The sequence below is a fragment of the Burkholderia humptydooensis genome (genome assembly GCF_001513745.1).
GTDB classification, from domain to species: Bacteria; Pseudomonadota; Gammaproteobacteria; order Burkholderiales; family Burkholderiaceae; genus Burkholderia; species Burkholderia humptydooensis.
The window spans coordinates 2,343,398-2,357,564 of record NZ_CP013382.1; the positions used below are offsets into that span (position 1 = coordinate 2,343,398).

The window sequence follows — 14,167 nt, forward strand, 5'->3', positions numbered from 1 at the left end:
AGGTCATCCCGAGAGGGGTTTCAGGTCACACGTCGCGCAGACGAAGCCGCGGCCGAAGTGCGAGTAGTCGTTCACGTTGACGACGGTGTAGGTGCGGCCCGCCCACACGACTTCGTCGGCGTCGTGGCCGGCGCTGCCGTCGGTCAGCCGGAATATCGTGTGCAGGGTGATCGAGCCGATGATTCGGCTGCCGTCCGCGTTCCGATGCAGGATGTCGCCCTTGTCGCTCGTTACGACGGCGGCGAACGGCGTCGATGCCGCGGCGTTCTGCGCGCGGCCGTGGCTGTCGACCGTCTGCGTCATGCGATTGCAGATCAGGCCGGTGTCCATGAAATCCGGGTCGAGCAGGACCTCGGTTACGTCGAGGAAGGCCATAGCGAGCGCACCAACGAAAAAAGGCCGCACACGGCGGCCCTTGGATCGGGGAGACTGGAAACTATTTCTTGCGGACCACGTACGTGATCGCGTTGCGATACTGGCCGGTGTCGACCAGCGTGTTCTCCCGCGTGACGCCGCGGCGCCGGCGCGCGGCCAGCGTCGAATCGGCCAGTTCGGGAGCGATGTTGCCGTTGATCTTCGCGCGCACGCCGTTTTGCCCGGCGAGACCGGCCAGCTTCAGCCGGCGCTCGACCTGTTCGAGATCGCCGTCGAGCGCCGCTTCGACGCCCTTCAGCAGCTGCGGCTCGAACGTCGGCCGGGCATCCTGCACGCCGGGCACCAGGTGCGGGCGCGCCGGGATGTTGTTCGCCGGCGAGCCGTTTTCCATGATGTAGCCGATCTCGGCGTTGCTGAGCGGCTCGCCCTCGTCCTTCCGGCCGGCGGTGCTGTCGGGCACGCCGACGAGCACCTCCTTCTGCACGAGCCCGCTGATCGACTTCAGCACCTCATCGAGGCGGTCGATTTTCATGCCGTCCATGGGATTCTCCCGACGGGCGGCGACAGCGTTACAGCTGAATACCGCCCGAGCCCATCATCTGCGCGAGGCTGAGATAGCGAACGCCGTACATCGTGGCGTTCCAGAAGCCGCCGTCCTTTATGGCGACAGCCGCGGTGTCGTAGCTCGCGCTCACCTTGTCGACGGCCTTCGACGACTGCGGCCCGGTCACCTGCCCGGGCACGCCGCCGACGGCGGCCGTCTTCTGGTCCTTCAGCGCGAGCGCGAGATGGTGCGCGGTGACCAGCGCGACACCCAGATCCGTCAGCTCGCGCCACCGGTCAGCGTTGACGAGCGACACCGCGACGGTCATCCAGAACTGGACGAGAGGGTCGGGGTACGTCGTTGTATCGTCGAACTCGGGAAACGACTGTCGGAACTGGGCGATGTCCACGTGTCACCTTGCAAAAATGCGGATGCCCGGCGCGCGCCTGCATGGTGCAGCGCCGGGAGGCCATTATGCCTTCTTCCCGCTGCCGGCCTTCTGGGTTGCGCCGTCGGCCGTGCCATCCTTTGCCGCCGCCGCGGCGTCCTTCTGCGCTGCCTCGAACGCGGCGACCCGCGCGGCGAGATCCTGCTCGCCCGCCGCGACCGCAGCTTCGCGCGTGTCGAGTGCCGCCGCACGTTCGTCCAGCCCCTTGCTGAACGTGTCGAGCTCGACCCGCAACTTGTCGAGGCGGTCCGACTCGGCTTGGAGATCGGCCTTCGTCGCGGCCAGCGTGTCAGCCTGATCCGGCGTGCCCCCTTGCGAGCCATCCGAATCGGCGGATTTCTCCGGCAGCGGACCCGTGTGCGCCTTCGCGTACCAGTGGTCGGCGATGAAATGCTCGACCTCCTGCACGCCGGCCTCGACGCGGCGGACGACCTCCTCGCCCTCGTGGAGCAGCCGGATCGTGAACGCCGTCAGAACGTTGATCTTCACCATCTTCGCCATTTCAGATCCCGTCCCGGTAAGCAGCCGTCGTGCCATAGCGCCATTCGACGCGGCCGATACGCGACCAGTAGGTCGTAATCTGGAACAGCGAGCGGTACTCGAGCGGCGTGCGCTGCAGGTCCGTCATCGGGAACTGAACGTACTTCTTGTCGCTGTTGTACGCGACCATCCGGTCCACGGTGTTGAGCTGGCCCTGCGTGCCGCCGGCGCCGGCGCCGATCAGCCACTTCAGCTCGAGGATTTCGAGCGGCGTGCCCTGCTGCGTGCAGATATTGTTCTCGAGCAGGTATGTCAGGATCGACTTGCTGCCGGCCGTGCTGATGAGGCGCGACGCGATGCCGCCGAGCGTGGCCGGCGGCAGCATCAGGCGGTTCGGCTTCACCTTCCAGCCGGACGCTTGCCATGCCGACGTCAGGATCTCGTTGACGTCCTTCAGGATTTCGTCCGGCGTCTTCGTGTTCCACTGCGGCGTGCCGGCCGCGCCGTTCGCGACGTTCGAAACGCTCCCGACGGCGCCGATCGAGTTCACCAGGCCGGTGAAGCTCATCTGCGGATCGCCGTAGTAGACGATCTGGTCGAGGTCCATGTTGCGCTTCATGTTCATCGCCTCGACCTTCTGCGAGTCGATGGGCATGCCGAGCGCCTGCGACTTCACGAGCTCGGGCACCGTGTACTTGACCTCGGCACCCCAGAGCAGCATCGGCTGTGCGGTCTTGCCGATGTCGACCGACGGGCCCGCGAGCGCATTGCCCTCGTTCGAGATCCAGTTCAGGCCGTTCGGGTTGATGCCGCCGCTCATGCCGAACGCCGAGTTCGTGAACGACGCGACTTCGTCGGCCGCCGACACGTCGCTGCGGATGTAGATGTCGCGCGACCAGGTGTACTCGACGAGCGGCTCGTTCAGCGTCTGATCGAGGCGTTCGAGCTGGCCGACGAGGAATGCGCCGGTCGAGTCGATCGTCTGGCGATCGTACGTGTACTGCTGGTCCTGCGTACGCGCGCGGATCAGCCGGCGCGTCGCGTCCGCGACGGCCGCCGACATCGGGATCGAGGCCCCGGCCCGGCGCAGGTGCTTCAGTTCGGACATGTCCATGTAATGGCTCCAGAAATGCAAAAGCCCCGCGATTGCGGGGCTTCGGGTGAAGCGCTGTTCAGCGCCGGATCAGATGTTGACGGCGATTTCGACGATGCCGTATGCGTCGGCCGGGCCGGTGAAGTACCAGTTCGCCGGCATCGCGACGGTGTTCGTGCCGTCGACTGCCGCTTCGAAACCACCGAGCGGCTTGCCGGCGGCCGCTGCCGCGACGCGCACGTACACCGTACCGTTCTTCGTGGCCGGCGCGGTGCCGCCCAGCGCGGCGTTGAAGTAGCCACGCTTCAGGATGTCGGTCGGGCCGCTCGTCGGCGGCGTCGAAGTCCCGAGCGGATCGGTGCCGTTACCCTGAATCGGATACGCGCGCAAGTTCACTCCGTAGACGAGCGCCGCGGTGTCGGCCGCGTTGTTGATCGGCTGAATCTTGCCGTTCACCATCTTCACCGGCACGCCGAACGCCGTCGGCGGTGCAGCCGGATCGATCAGCTGCGTCTCGATCGTGGCGACTTCGGCGCGCTGGAGATCGCCGGCAAAGCCCGCCGGCATGCGGTACTGATAGGCTTGATACGAGGGCATGTCGGCTCCTTACTTGCGGTTCTTCCAGAAATCCGCATGGATTTGGTTGATATCCTTCCGCTCGGTCTGAGTGGAATCGTTCGTCCGGCGCAGCGTGACGCCGGAGTTCTTGCTGCGCACGACCTCCGACGCTGCGTTGAAGAACGCCGCGACGGAATCGCAAGTCATGCTGGCCACGTTCGCGCCGCCGACCACCGACTTGACCAGTTCGGCGTTCTCGTTGTCCAGCGCGGCGCGCAGCGCGCGGCGGCGCAGCACACACATGGCGTCGACCGTCTTCTTGCGGACCGCCTTCGCATCGAACGTCGGCAGCCGCACGCCGGGCGCGAGGATCTCGGCGCGCGAGAGCGCGTCCTGAAACTGGTCGCGCAGCGCGGCGCTGTCGCCGGTACGCGCACCGGACTTGTCGTCGCCTTCGCCGGCACCGCCGTTGTCCATCGTGCCGGTGCCGTCCAGATCGTCGTCGAGGTCATCATCACTGGTCGGCGTCGTGCCGCCGCCTTCGAGCTTCGTCACGCGATCGGCGAGTGCGTCGATCTTCCCGTTGGTGGCTTGGATCGCGTCGAGCACCTGCTTGAGCGGATCGCCTTCACCACCGCCCGTGCCTTCGTCGCCCGTCGTGGAGACACCCGCCTTCGGATCGGCGCCGGTGCCGGGCATGTGGATGTGGATCTGGGGTTGGCCGTCGCCACCCTCGCCGCCTTCGTCGCCGGTCATCTCGCTCGCGACCTTCTCGAACGCTTCGGAATCGCGCGTCATGAACGCCTTGCGCAACGCGTCGACGAACTTGGAGCCTTTCTTGGTTGCCATGCTTGCATCTCCTGTCGGGAGTAGGTTGGAACTGCTATCCCCGATCGAACACACGGGGCCACAGCGGGCGCTTTTCACGAGGGCGACGTGGTTGCCCACGATCACCACCTGTCGCGCCCGCCCAGGCGCAATCTGTTCGTAATCGGCGTCGTAGCCGTTGCTGACCTGCGTGAGCGCGTCCGCACCCTTGCTCTGGACACGGCGGATCGCCTCGGCGTCAGTGATCAGCAGGTCGGCGAGCATCAGCTCGGCCTGGTCGCCTTCGCCTTGCCGCACGTTGCGGACCGTGCCGCGCGCCACCGACATGTAGTTCGCCGGCGTCACGAAATCCGGCGGATGGTCGATCGTGATCGGCTTGCCTTCGAAGCTGGCGAGCGTCTCGGGGCTGAACAGCACGTCGGCCGTGCGTTCGGCGACGATGACGCCGTCCTTCGCCTCGATCTCCGGCAGCTCGAAGTAGGCGTAGTCCTGCGCGCCGACGCGCGCGATCGGCACGGCCTCGCAGAGCAAGAAGCCTTCAGGCGTGATCGACTGCCGCTCGCCGAGCTGCTCGGTCGCGTACACGCCGGACGCCGTGATGCCGTCGCGGGTATGCGCGCGAGCGCGCGCCGCGTGCGAGCCGCAGGTGCACGCGTGGTCAGTGGTGAAAATGCGCATATCAGTCTTCGATGCTGGTTCGGACGCCGCGCGCGATGACGCCGCGGACTCGCTCGTAGTCGGGTTCGGTGCGCGCGAGCCGGCACCAGACGGCCAGGGACCGGACGTACAGCGGCAACCACCATGCGGTGCGCACTCGCAAGCGCAATGTCGTTCGATGTGTCGGCATGCTCAGTCCACTCACTCAGGAATCTCGACGGTCTGTCCGGCGAGTTCGTGTGTGCAGTCGCCGCAGAACTGGATCCGACCGTCCGTGATGAACGAATGGCAGACGTTCTGTCGATCGCCAGGCCCGGGCCACGACACGAGGATCGACGGCGACAACGTCGGGGTTTCGACGCTGCCGTTCCAGCTCCATCGCGCCGGGTTCGGAGAATCGCAACCGTGCGGATAGACGACGTGCAGCTCACCGCATGGGCACTCGAACAGCAGCGATCCGCTGCTGTCCCGCTTCATCTTCGCCATATCACCCCTTCGGAAGCACGACTTCGGCCCAGCATCGGCAGTTGTAGATGCAGCCCGGGTGCGCCCGTGCCCCCGACCGCTTATCCGCGACCGGCGGCTTGTCCCACGTGAAAAACTTGCCTTCCAGCTCGCGATGGTCCTCGCGGACGTCCGAGTCGCCGGACGTCCGCCAGAAGTAGCCGGGGCTGCCGACGTCAAGCGCACGCGCCTCGGTGAGGGTCGCGGCGGTGCGACTGACCTCGGTTCTCGCGATCGTGTCGGCTCGGCTTTTCGCGACCTGCCCGGACTCCTGAATCGCCTTCGAGATCTGCGCGGCGCGCGCGCCGTCGACGATTCCTTCAAGCGTGAGCCGGTGGACGCGCTCGGCTGCATCGAGCGGGATCGACTTGATCAGCCGCACCTGCTCGGACAGGAGCGCACGCATCGTCTCGCCGGTGGCCGCCCCGCGGATTTCGTCGCGAAGCGCGCGCGACATGTCGGCGGCCTGCTTCATCCACATTTGCTCGTCGCGACGATTCAGGTCGGCGATCATGCGCGCCGCGGTCGCTTCGGCCCACGGGGCGAGCGCCTCGGCATACCGACGAAGCAGTTCCTCGATCGTGGGCGCGTACGATGGGTCATCGGGCGGAAAGCCGCTCACCAGCACGCCGACCTGATGGGCGATTTTTCGCAACTGGCTGCCGTACTTCCGCTCGGCGCCGCTCAGCCGGACGGGGTTCTTGCGCCGGTCTCGCTTTCGATCGAGGGTGAGGATCATCGACGTCGGAAAAGCCTGCGAATAAGAGAATCGTTCGTCCGCGCGGGCGTCCCCGGCGCGGCCTGGCCAAGCGGCAGCACCGGATCAATTCCCGGCGGATCCTCGCCCTCTTCGTCGCGCTCGGCCTGCTCGATCGCTTCGTCAGGGATGTCGCCGAACATGCCGGTGTCGGGCGACGATGCCTTCAGCTCGCGCATACCCTGGCTGCGCGGAATCAGGTCCGCGTCGACGGCCTTCGTCACCGAGTCGACCGTCTTGTTGCCGATCTCCGCCTTCTCGGCGGCCGACATCTCCTGCAGCGGGTTGAACTCGTACGAAAAATCCTCGGGCAACGGCTGCCCGATCTCCGACCGGCACATCACGTCGAGCAGGCTGTGCAACGGGTTGCGCAGCCGACGCTCCTGCCGCGTGTGCACCTTCTCGTGATACAGCAGGCGCGACCCTTCGCCGGTGTCGCTCAGGCCGGCCGGCTGCTGGCCGAACAGGCGATCAAGCGGAATTCCGGTCGCGCCGCTAAGCTGCATCGCGAACTGGAGCATGACGTCGGACAGACCGCTGAACGTGTACTGGTGCGTCTCGAACTTGTCGGTCGCATCGATGAGGGTGATGCCCTCGTTCGACTGCCCCAGCCGAATCATTTCGACCTGCTTCAGCAGGCCGTTGAGCGCCGGACCGCCGGCCGCGATGATCTCGCGCAGCTTCTCGACGCTCAGCGTGCGCAGATGTGCCTTGTAGACGAGCTGGCCGGCGCCGACCGTCGCGCTGTCGAACGCGATCAGCCGGTCCCACATCGGCTCGAGGATCGACAGGCCCCAACCGTTCTCGCTGATGCGCTGGTAGAACGGCAGCGCTTCGCCGTCCATTCGCAGCACGCGCGAGTGGTGAATGCGTCCCTGGGGCAAGCCGATCGCCGTCGGCAGCACGTCGTAGAACTTCGGCATGCCGAGATCGGGACCGAACTCGGTCACGACCTCGCCGACCGGCGGCGCAACCATCCAGCGATCGAGCACGAGCAGGCCCTTGAACTGGCCTTTCCCTATGGTCTCGCGCCGAAGCGGCTGCGACATGTCCTGTCCGTCGATCAGCATCACCGCGATCGCGCCGCCGTACAGCTGCGCCCACTTGCCGGTGTCGCAGAGCTGATCCCAGATCGCCTTGCGCGTCAGTGCCGTCTCCATCTTCGACACGTCGGTAGGATCGAGGCCGGACATTTCGATGCCCTTGCGGGTCATGTCCTCCGGGATCGCGTCCACCGCGGCGCGCACAATCCACGATCCGCGATAGGCGGCTTCCAGCCAGACGCGGTTGCGGCTCTGGTACGTCAGCGTGTACTGCGCCGCCGACGCCTGGTTGTCGGCGCCCCATCCGAGCCGCGCTTCGAAGTTGGCGAACGAGTCGACCGTGCGATGGGCGTGCGTCGCCGCCGGCGCGCGCGGCGGCCGGGTCTGCTGTTTCCGTTTCGACATTCCGGGAAATCCTGTCGTGCTCAACCGGCAAGCCGCTCCCAGACCGACAGGTCTTTCGCGCCTCCCAGCATGTCGTTGATCGCGTCGACCATCGGGTCAATCTGGTCGTCGTGCATGTGCGTGTCGTCAGCCGTGAACGAGTCGCACTCGGTCAAGAAGTCGCTGACCCAAGGGGCATCCAGCGGGACGCCGACGTTTCCGGCGTCGATATGGCTGACGACGTCCATGACGCGCGTCAGCTTGTCCTTCACGCGCTCGATGCCCTCGATCGGGATGCCGCCCTCGGCTTGAATATCCTGAATCAGACCCGTGCCGCTGGACTTGTCCTCGACCTTCATCTGGCGCAGCACCGGCGCGCCTGGGTCGTCGGCGCCGATGGCCGCGTGCTTGTTCCAGAAGTCGATCGCGCGGCGCTTCAGCTCGGGCGCCTTCCACTTCCCGCGCACCAGATCGATCAGGTACAGACGGTTGTCGTACCCAAGGCCCCAGCACTCGAACACGCTGTAGTCGTTCCGCTCAGCGGTCTTCTGCGCAGTGTCCGCGAAGATCTTGCGGTACTGGAGCTGCGGCAGCGCGCCGTAGCGCAGGAACTTGCCGCTCTGGATGATTCCGCCGCCCAGCGGCGACGGGCGCTGCATGTACTGGCCGTTGAACACGTACGCGTCGGCCTTCTCGGATGCGAACAGCTCGTGCAGCGGTTCCTTGTACGGCCAGTAGCTGTACCGGCCGTCGGCGTCCCGCTCGTCGCACTCGACACGATCGCGGATGTGCGCCGGCAGCTTCGCGACGTACTCGTCGGTGATCAGCGCCGGGATCTCGATGAACTCCCAGTCGCCCGGCAGTTTGCCGGCCTTGATGAAGCCCGTCGGGTCTTCCTCGGCGAGCCGCTGCATGATTACGATGATCGGCGTGTCCGGATTCGCCTTCCGGCTCTTCACGGTCGACAACAGCTTGCGGTTCGCCTTGTCCCGCGCGGTCTTGCTATATGCGTCGTCGACCTTCAGCGGGTCGTCGATGATGATCGCGCCCTGCCAACCGTCGGTCATGTGCCCGGCACGGAAGCCGGTGATCTGGCCGCCGAGCGAGACCGCGTATACGCCGCCGGCCTTGCGGCCGTCGATCATCACGTTCCACCGCTTCTTCGACTTCGCGTCGTCGGCGATTGCGAGCGGCCAGAGCGCCTGGTATTCGCCGGACGCAACGATGTCGCGTGCCGTCTCGCTGTTCAGCAGAGCCAGGTCGTCCGAGTAGCTGATATGAAGGAACCGCGCGCGCGGGTTCAGCGCGAGGCCGCGCGCGATCAGGTTGATCGCGACCAGCTCGGTCTTCGACGAGCCCGGCGGCACATTGATGACGACGTTCTTCAGCGTACCGTCGATCACGCGCTGCACTGTGTCGGCGATCAGCACGTGGTGCCAGTTGACGCGGAACTTGATCGCCTGCCGGTGCTTGAAGAAGTACCGGCTGAAAAACAGGTGGTCCCGCTCGCACTTCGCCTTCAGGACGGCCCGCTCGATGGCGGGGTCAATACTCGTCTTCGAGCTTGGCGACGGCGGCTGCGACCTGGCTTTCATCGACGACGACCGTCCTGTTCTCGATCGGGCCGCCGTTCTCCCCAGTGAGTTCGTGGCGGCGCTTGTTCGTGAACGCGTCGCCGGATTCCTTCGCAGCCTGTTCGAGCAGCTGCGCCATCAGCGGCAAGTTGTTGCGCCGCTCTGCCTCCGCGACGGCTCGGTCGAGCGCGCGCAGGCGCACGGCGCGGTGCGACACGCCGATGCCCGACGTGTCGTTGAGGAACTTCTCGCGCGTGCGCTCGAAGATCTCGCGGTACTTCTTGCTGAGAGTCTGTCCCGCCCGCTTCGTCGGGTCGTAGCGCTCGCATTGCTGCGGCGACACCTCGACGCCGAACTCTTCGCGCACGGCCTTCGCGGTGCGCGAGATCGTGTCGAAGCACGCCAGCGACTGCACGATGAACACCTTGATCGCGTCGGGAAGTGCTGCCATAGCGGGAAAACGTTCGGGTTATGCGGCCCGCAGGATGCAGGTGCCGCAGGCGCGCGCGATGTCGACGTGACCGACCTCCGGCGCGCGCTGCGCCGCAGCGACCAGCTTTGCCGTATCGCCAGCGCCGCCGGCCACGCCGTAGCGCCGGACGATGCCGACGAACTCCTCAACGTCGTGTCCACGGATGCCGAGCTTCGGCATGCCGTCCTTCGTGAATGCCGGCGCGCCGTAATCGTCGAGGCGCTGGCCGATGTGATACAGCTCGTGCTCGACGAGGGCGCACCACTCCAGATCGCTGCACTCGCGCGCATAATGCGCGTCGAGCGTGATCAGGAAGGCCGGCACGCGGCCGAACCATTCGCAGAGCTGCTGCTCCTGCCGCGCGCGCTGCCAGCCGCCGGCGCGGATCATCACCTCTTCGCACTGGCCGACGACGCGCCGCATCTGGCGTACGTTCTCGACGGCCGCCCAGAGGTAGGCCACGTCGGCGTCGATCAGGTGCGCGTGATCAGGGTTGTGCAGCGGCGCGCCCGCGCGCAGCAGCGTCTCGCTCACCCACTCGGCAACGCCGTCGGCAGGCACGATGCGCCTGGTCCAGTTCGAATCGCCGAAGACGATGTCGGGCGGCGCAGGCCGAGACGCGTGCGCTACCTTTGCGACATCGGTTCGCTTCGAACGAGACATGTTTTTCGTGAGCTCGGAAAGGCCATGCAGCCGGCGTAGAATTACCGAGCCGGAGTTCGCCGGCTCACGCTACGGGAGTGAATCTATGGCAGGAATGGAAGCAAAGAATCGAGCGACCGAACTCGTAAAGGCTGCACTCCAAGCTGGCCTTTCAACCGGGTTCGCCGAATGCATGGCTGACCGAACCTGAGAAAAATGGAGACGCGCTCGGAAAACTCATAGCCGCTGCAGTGAAGGCCGCGACAGACGAACTCGACAAGCTGTAACGAAAAAGCCCGCTGGCTTTCGCTCAGCGGGCTCAACGAATCTGGTGCCAGCAGGGCGGCGGAAACCCGTCTGCACCTTTCGGCGCGCTGGCTGATCACCTCGCTGCGTCTTCCCCGCCGGCGCAGCTGAGGCCGAGTCAAGTATAGCGCGCCGCCATGGCAACAAAAAAGCCCGCTTTCGCGGGCTTCTTTGCTTCGGACGCACGTATGACGTGTATCGAATATGGCGGATTATTGTGTGCCAAACACACATTGTCAAGCGGTCGATCGTTCCTGCAGCAATCCGAGCTCGCTGAACCTTCGCTCGATCACGGACCATGCGAGCCCTTCGACGCCCGCCTCGCCGGCCTTCTTGTCGCCCTCGATCCACTTCCGCACCACGGCGTTCTGCTTGCTGACGGTGTTCACGTGCGCTTCGCAGTCTTGTGCGATGTCGACCAGGTCGCACTTCACCCCGAACAGACGCTCGATAATCGCGCGCCGCACGCGGTAGTGCGAGAACCCCGAGCAGTACGCAGCGGACGCCCGTATCAGCCAGCCGATCGCCGCCTGCCATTCAATATTCGGTGTGCGGCCACTGCAGCATGCCGCACCGCACGAGCACGGCAGGTCGTGCGGCGCCGCCCGCGCGACGATCACGGACAGGTGCAGCTCGGGAAGATCCCAGAGGTGCCGCCGAATCTCGCCGGCCTGCCCGGCACCGTCGAGCCCGACCAGGCCCATGCCAGTGCCGATCGACTCGCCGCGCAACCGCTTCGCCAACATCGTCTCGCCGTACTGCTGCGACGAGTAGCAGAGCGCGAAGCGCACCGCGTCGAACGCCGACTTGAACTCGACGACGTCGCTCATCGTGCACCCCGCGTCGTCATGGCCAGCGCCTGCACGCTGCCGAGCCAGCTACCGTACCCCGTGAGGTGGCTCGTGAAGTCCGGCCGGACCCGCGTGTCGACGTGCGCGTCCGGAGCGCGGCAGGTTCCGGCGATCGAGTACTCGCGGCCGCGGCGCGTGCTGCTCGAATCGAGCCGCGCGAGCGCGACGTCGGTCGCCAGCAGCTGCCGCATCGACGACAGCGGCACCTCCAGCTTCTCGGCGAGACGGGTCGCCGTGTACCGGCTGCCCGGCCTCATGGTCTTCAGCACCGCGTTGATGGTCAGCTTTCCGTTTTTCGTTTTCAAGGCCCGCTCCTATGCTCGCTGCAAATTCAATTCGATGGCTTCGATGCGCACGCCGGGCACGCGCGCGTAGCGCTTCGAGATCCAGAGGTCGACGACCGGGCCGTCGTCCGCATACACGCCCCCGTTCATGCCGTCCTTCAACGCCGGGGCAACGTTGTTGACCGCGCCCCTATCCCATTCGATGCTCATTCCACAACCTCCGAATACCGTTTGCGTCAACTTCCTAGGCACGCTGCAAATTCAATTCGATAACCTCGACTCGCACTCCAGGGGTGCGGGTGTAGCGCTTTGACACCCACCCATCGACGATTTGAGCGTCATCGACGTACACGATCCCGTTCAGGCCGTCTTCGATGGATTTCGCAACGTTCGACCAGTCCGGCTTCTTCGTCGCGCCGATCGCGCCGGCGGCTGCCGCGTCCTGGCGCTTCTGCGACCAACTCGCCGGGATCGGCAGGCCGATGTTTACGATCAGGCGCACCGGGCCCTCGTACGGCTGCGTGTCGCGCATCGCCGCGCGTGCGGCCATCTTCACGAGGTTCTCGTAGCGCTCGGTCGCCTCGGGCGTGAACGTGCGGACGTGCGCTCCGTGGCGCGCGAAGCGTGGTCGGCCCTTCGCGACAGGCTTGCCGGGCACGACGAACACGACGCGGCGCGCGATCGGCGATGGCGTGATGAGGGACTGCTGGGTCACCGAAGCACCTCCAACGAGAGCCGGCCGAACCGGTAGACCTTCCTGTGGCCGTAGCGCTGGGAGAAGTAGCACCCGCGATCGATTTCGAAAGCGAGTCCCTTGCCGCGCAGACGGAAAAAGAAGCCTTTTCGGTGGACGACGAAGAATGTGTCGCTCGAGATTCGGATCTTCATGCCGCCACCTCGTCGCTCACGTCGTCGGTCACCGGCACGCCGCTGATCGGGCGCAGCCAAGCATCGGGAATCCATCCGGTCTTGAGCTCGCACGGTCGAAACGTGACAACGTCCGTCCCCGGGATCGGCGTGGGCGCTTCGACGTACCAGCAGAAGCCGAGGTGCAGGTACTCGCCGTATGGCGCCTTCACCTCGACGATGCGGTCGCGGGCTTCGCCACGCGTGATCACGGCCATGTCGCCAATTTTGCAGTTCATCGCGTGCACTCCCGCAGCAACACCTCGTATCCTTTCGGGCCCATCAAGAGCGCTTCGTCACCGACCGACACCATCCGGTTTTCCGTACCGAAAAACTCACGCATCCAGCCGTTCAGGTCGATCACGAATTGCTCGGGCATCAGTTCGGCGAACCGACTCGACACCTGCATCCGCGGGCAGTCATCGAAGATCGAATCGACAACGATTTTTAGCCCCATAAACGTGTTCATCGCCCTTCCCCCAGCAGTGCGCCAGCCGCGACTGGGCCAGCGCTGTTGCGAAACGCGCGGTTGTGGTCGTCCCACCACGGGCCGTCGCCCGCAGCGCGGAACACGCGCAGCTTGAATTCGAATGCGTGCTCGTCGGGGCCTTGCTCGTGGCCGAGCTGGCGCGCGCGCTCAACGATGCCGGCCCACGAGCGCCACCAGTCGCCCGCGACGCGCGGCGCGCCGCCAGCGTTCGAGGAGCGCGCGGCGATGGCGTCGCTGAGAATCCGGTCGAGGAAGCCGACGTTGATCGGCTGCGTCGAGCCGTCCTTCGCGCGCCGCTGGCGCGCCGTGGCGACGGCGGTCAGCACGTCCTCACGCGTTGCGCCGCGCAGCGGCCAGTTGGCGACGCACTCGTCGCTCGCGGCAACGCTCACTCCCGATGTGCGCAGGATCTCGACGAAAGCGGCGGCGGCGTTTTGCGCATCGTCCGCTACTGCCTGTGCTGTGCCGCCGCCGCTATGGTTTACATATTGGTTCTTGGTTCTTGGTTCTTGGTTAGTTTTAGAACCGGTTATGTCTGGGGGGCCGCTGGCAACCGGATCGGAACCCGACGAAAACCCACTGGGTTTTTCTTGGGTTTCAGCTGGGTTCTGTTTGGTACCCGGCTCGCTAGCCGTCCGCTTTTTCGGCCGGCCGCCCTTTTTCCCGTTCTCCTGGGCGGTTTCGGCGCGCAAACGGTAGGCAGCGATCTCGATTTCGCATCGTTCGTGAACGTATCCGGCGTCCGTCTGCGTGAACTTGAAACGCAACAGATTCGCCACGGCGCGGCGCTCTTCCTCGGCGCTTACGCCCACGGCGTAGCACACTGCATCCAGGTCCAGCGGGAGGGGTTTCTCGGTGTCGTAGTAGACGTCGATCAGGTCACGGTAGATCCATCGCTCGACACGGCTCATGTTTACCGTGCCGGACCGGAAATCGCCGATGTGGTGGGGGTAGTAATTCATCAGGATCCC

Annotated in this window: 21 protein-coding genes; all 21 read right to left on the minus strand. The window is 65.6% G+C overall.

The window, feature by feature from the left end; all coding sequences use genetic code 11:
- Positions 1–3 precede the first annotated feature (3 nt).
- Positions 4–375 (minus strand): hypothetical protein, encoded by a 372-nt coding sequence (locus tag AQ610_RS29080; RefSeq protein WP_009917277.1) that lies wholly within the window; start codon positions 373–375, stop codon positions 4–6.
- 61 nt (positions 376–436) lie between these two features.
- The gene (locus AQ610_RS29085) at positions 437–916 is read right to left on the minus strand and encodes a hypothetical protein (protein WP_006027846.1); all 480 of its coding nucleotides are present in this window, start codon (positions 914–916) and stop codon (positions 437–439) included.
- 28 nt (positions 917–944) lie between these two features.
- Complete coding sequence (locus AQ610_RS29090) at positions 945–1,328, minus strand: DUF4054 domain-containing protein (RefSeq protein WP_009917276.1); 384 nt, start codon at positions 1,326–1,328, stop codon at positions 945–947.
- 63 nt (positions 1,329–1,391) lie between these two features.
- Positions 1,392–1,868 (minus strand): STY1053 family phage-associated protein, encoded by a 477-nt coding sequence (locus AQ610_RS29095; RefSeq protein ID WP_006027848.1) that lies wholly within the window; start codon positions 1,866–1,868, stop codon positions 1,392–1,394.
- Position 1,869: 1 nt separating this feature from the next.
- On the minus strand, positions 1,870–2,961 hold the full coding sequence (locus AQ610_RS29100) for a DUF2184 domain-containing protein (protein WP_009917275.1): 1,092 nt from the start codon (positions 2,959–2,961) through the stop codon (positions 1,870–1,872).
- A 69-nt stretch (positions 2,962–3,030) separates the two neighbouring features.
- Positions 3,031–3,537, minus strand: coding sequence for a structural cement protein Gp24 (locus tag AQ610_RS29105; RefSeq protein ID WP_009917274.1), 507 nt, complete (start codon positions 3,535–3,537; stop codon positions 3,031–3,033).
- A gap of 9 nt (positions 3,538–3,546) precedes the next feature.
- Positions 3,547–4,911, minus strand: a complete 1,365-nt coding sequence (locus AQ610_RS29110) for a DUF2213 domain-containing protein (RefSeq protein ID WP_231749016.1) — start codon at positions 4,909–4,911, stop codon at positions 3,547–3,549.
- Positions 4,912–5,184: 273 nt separating this feature from the next.
- Positions 5,185–5,469: a ubiquitination-like system serine protease family protein gene (locus AQ610_RS29115; RefSeq protein ID WP_006027852.1), complete on the minus strand. Its 285-nt coding sequence runs from the start codon at positions 5,467–5,469 to the stop codon at positions 5,185–5,187.
- Position 5,470: 1 nt separating this feature from the next.
- The gene (locus AQ610_RS29120) at positions 5,471–6,226 is read right to left on the minus strand and encodes a phage head morphogenesis protein (protein ID WP_006027853.1); all 756 of its coding nucleotides are present in this window, start codon (positions 6,224–6,226) and stop codon (positions 5,471–5,473) included.
- Positions 6,223–7,692 (minus strand): DUF1073 domain-containing protein, encoded by a 1,470-nt coding sequence (locus AQ610_RS29125; protein ID WP_006027854.1) that lies wholly within the window; start codon positions 7,690–7,692, stop codon positions 6,223–6,225. Before AQ610_RS29125 ends, AQ610_RS29120 begins: the two co-directional genes overlap by 4 nt.
- A 20-nt stretch (positions 7,693–7,712) precedes the next feature.
- Positions 7,713–9,266, minus strand: coding sequence for a phage terminase large subunit (terL, locus tag AQ610_RS29130; protein WP_009917273.1), 1,554 nt, complete (start codon positions 9,264–9,266; stop codon positions 7,713–7,715).
- The gene (locus AQ610_RS29135; RefSeq protein WP_006027856.1) at positions 9,217–9,696 is read right to left on the minus strand and encodes a DUF2280 domain-containing protein; all 480 of its coding nucleotides are present in this window, start codon (positions 9,694–9,696) and stop codon (positions 9,217–9,219) included. The genes terL and AQ610_RS29135 overlap by 50 nt, the downstream gene beginning before the upstream one ends.
- Before the next feature lie 18 nt (positions 9,697–9,714).
- On the minus strand, positions 9,715–10,380 hold the full coding sequence (locus AQ610_RS29140) for a putative metallopeptidase (protein WP_006027857.1): 666 nt from the start codon (positions 10,378–10,380) through the stop codon (positions 9,715–9,717).
- A gap of 521 nt (positions 10,381–10,901) precedes the next feature.
- Positions 10,902–11,495 (minus strand): hypothetical protein, encoded by a 594-nt coding sequence (locus tag AQ610_RS29145; protein ID WP_006027858.1) that lies wholly within the window; start codon positions 11,493–11,495, stop codon positions 10,902–10,904.
- Positions 11,492–11,821, minus strand: a complete 330-nt coding sequence (locus AQ610_RS29150) for a hypothetical protein (RefSeq protein WP_006027859.1) — start codon at positions 11,819–11,821, stop codon at positions 11,492–11,494. The genes AQ610_RS29145 and AQ610_RS29150 overlap by 4 nt, the downstream gene beginning before the upstream one ends.
- Before the next feature lie 9 nt (positions 11,822–11,830).
- On the minus strand, positions 11,831–12,010 hold the full coding sequence (locus AQ610_RS29155) for a RusA family crossover junction endodeoxyribonuclease (RefSeq protein ID WP_006027860.1): 180 nt from the start codon (positions 12,008–12,010) through the stop codon (positions 11,831–11,833).
- 34 nt (positions 12,011–12,044) lie between these two features.
- A complete protein-coding gene (locus AQ610_RS29160) occupies positions 12,045–12,515 on the minus strand; it encodes a RusA family crossover junction endodeoxyribonuclease (protein ID WP_006027861.1) in 471 nt (156 codons plus the stop codon).
- Entirely contained in the window at positions 12,512–12,688 is a 177-nt protein-coding gene (locus AQ610_RS37085) for a hypothetical protein (RefSeq protein WP_006027862.1), read from the minus strand. The genes AQ610_RS29160 and AQ610_RS37085 overlap by 4 nt, the downstream gene beginning before the upstream one ends.
- Positions 12,685–12,945, minus strand: a complete 261-nt coding sequence (locus AQ610_RS29165) for a hypothetical protein (protein WP_006027863.1) — start codon at positions 12,943–12,945, stop codon at positions 12,685–12,687. The genes AQ610_RS37085 and AQ610_RS29165 overlap by 4 nt, the downstream gene beginning before the upstream one ends.
- A complete protein-coding gene (locus AQ610_RS29170; protein WP_009917271.1) occupies positions 12,942–13,175 on the minus strand; it encodes a hypothetical protein in 234 nt (77 codons plus the stop codon). Before AQ610_RS29170 ends, AQ610_RS29165 begins: the two co-directional genes overlap by 4 nt.
- Entirely contained in the window at positions 13,172–14,158 is a 987-nt protein-coding gene (locus tag AQ610_RS35330) for a YdaU family protein (protein WP_043282916.1), read from the minus strand. The genes AQ610_RS29170 and AQ610_RS35330 overlap by 4 nt, the downstream gene beginning before the upstream one ends.
- Between the last annotated feature and the right edge of the window lie 9 nt (positions 14,159–14,167).

Excerpts from the sequence above, each read along its gene's own strand:
- AQ610_RS29080 (WP_009917277.1), bottom strand. The coding sequence starts at position 375 with ATGGCCTTCCTCGACGTAACCGAGGTCCTGCTCGACCCGGATTTCATG.
- AQ610_RS29085 (WP_006027846.1), bottom strand. The coding sequence starts at position 916 with ATGGACGGCATGAAAATCGACCGCCTCGATGAGGTGCTGAAGTCGATC.
- AQ610_RS29095 (WP_006027848.1), bottom strand. The coding sequence starts at position 1,868 with ATGGCGAAGATGGTGAAGATCAACGTTCTGACGGCGTTCACGATCCGG.
- AQ610_RS29100 (WP_009917275.1), bottom strand. The coding sequence starts at position 2,961 with ATGGACATGTCCGAACTGAAGCACCTGCGCCGGGCCGGGGCCTCGATC.
- AQ610_RS29105 (WP_009917274.1), bottom strand. The coding sequence starts at position 3,537 with ATGCCCTCGTATCAAGCCTATCAGTACCGCATGCCGGCGGGCTTTGCC.
- AQ610_RS29115 (WP_006027852.1), bottom strand. The coding sequence starts at position 5,469 with ATGGCGAAGATGAAGCGGGACAGCAGCGGATCGCTGCTGTTCGAGTGC.
- AQ610_RS29120 (WP_006027853.1), bottom strand. The coding sequence starts at position 6,226 with ATGATCCTCACCCTCGATCGAAAGCGAGACCGGCGCAAGAACCCCGTC.
- AQ610_RS29125 (WP_006027854.1), bottom strand. The coding sequence starts at position 7,692 with ATGTCGAAACGGAAACAGCAGACCCGGCCGCCGCGCGCGCCGGCGGCG.
- terL (WP_009917273.1), bottom strand. The coding sequence starts at position 9,266 with ATGAAAGCCAGGTCGCAGCCGCCGTCGCCAAGCTCGAAGACGAGTATT.
- AQ610_RS29135 (WP_006027856.1), bottom strand. The coding sequence starts at position 9,696 with ATGGCAGCACTTCCCGACGCGATCAAGGTGTTCATCGTGCAGTCGCTG.
- AQ610_RS29140 (WP_006027857.1), bottom strand. The coding sequence starts at position 10,380 with ATGTCTCGTTCGAAGCGAACCGATGTCGCAAAGGTAGCGCACGCGTCT.
- AQ610_RS29145 (WP_006027858.1), bottom strand. The coding sequence starts at position 11,495 with ATGAGCGACGTCGTCGAGTTCAAGTCGGCGTTCGACGCGGTGCGCTTC.
- AQ610_RS29155 (WP_006027860.1), bottom strand. The coding sequence starts at position 12,010 with ATGAGCATCGAATGGGATAGGGGCGCGGTCAACAACGTTGCCCCGGCG.
- AQ610_RS37085 (WP_006027862.1), bottom strand. The coding sequence starts at position 12,688 with ATGAAGATCCGAATCTCGAGCGACACATTCTTCGTCGTCCACCGAAAA.
- AQ610_RS29165 (WP_006027863.1), bottom strand. The coding sequence starts at position 12,945 with ATGAACTGCAAAATTGGCGACATGGCCGTGATCACGCGTGGCGAAGCC.
- AQ610_RS29170 (WP_009917271.1), bottom strand. The coding sequence starts at position 13,175 with ATGAACACGTTTATGGGGCTAAAAATCGTTGTCGATTCGATCTTCGAT.
- AQ610_RS35330 (WP_043282916.1), bottom strand. The coding sequence starts at position 14,158 with ATGAATTACTACCCCCACCACATCGGCGATTTCCGGTCCGGCACGGTA.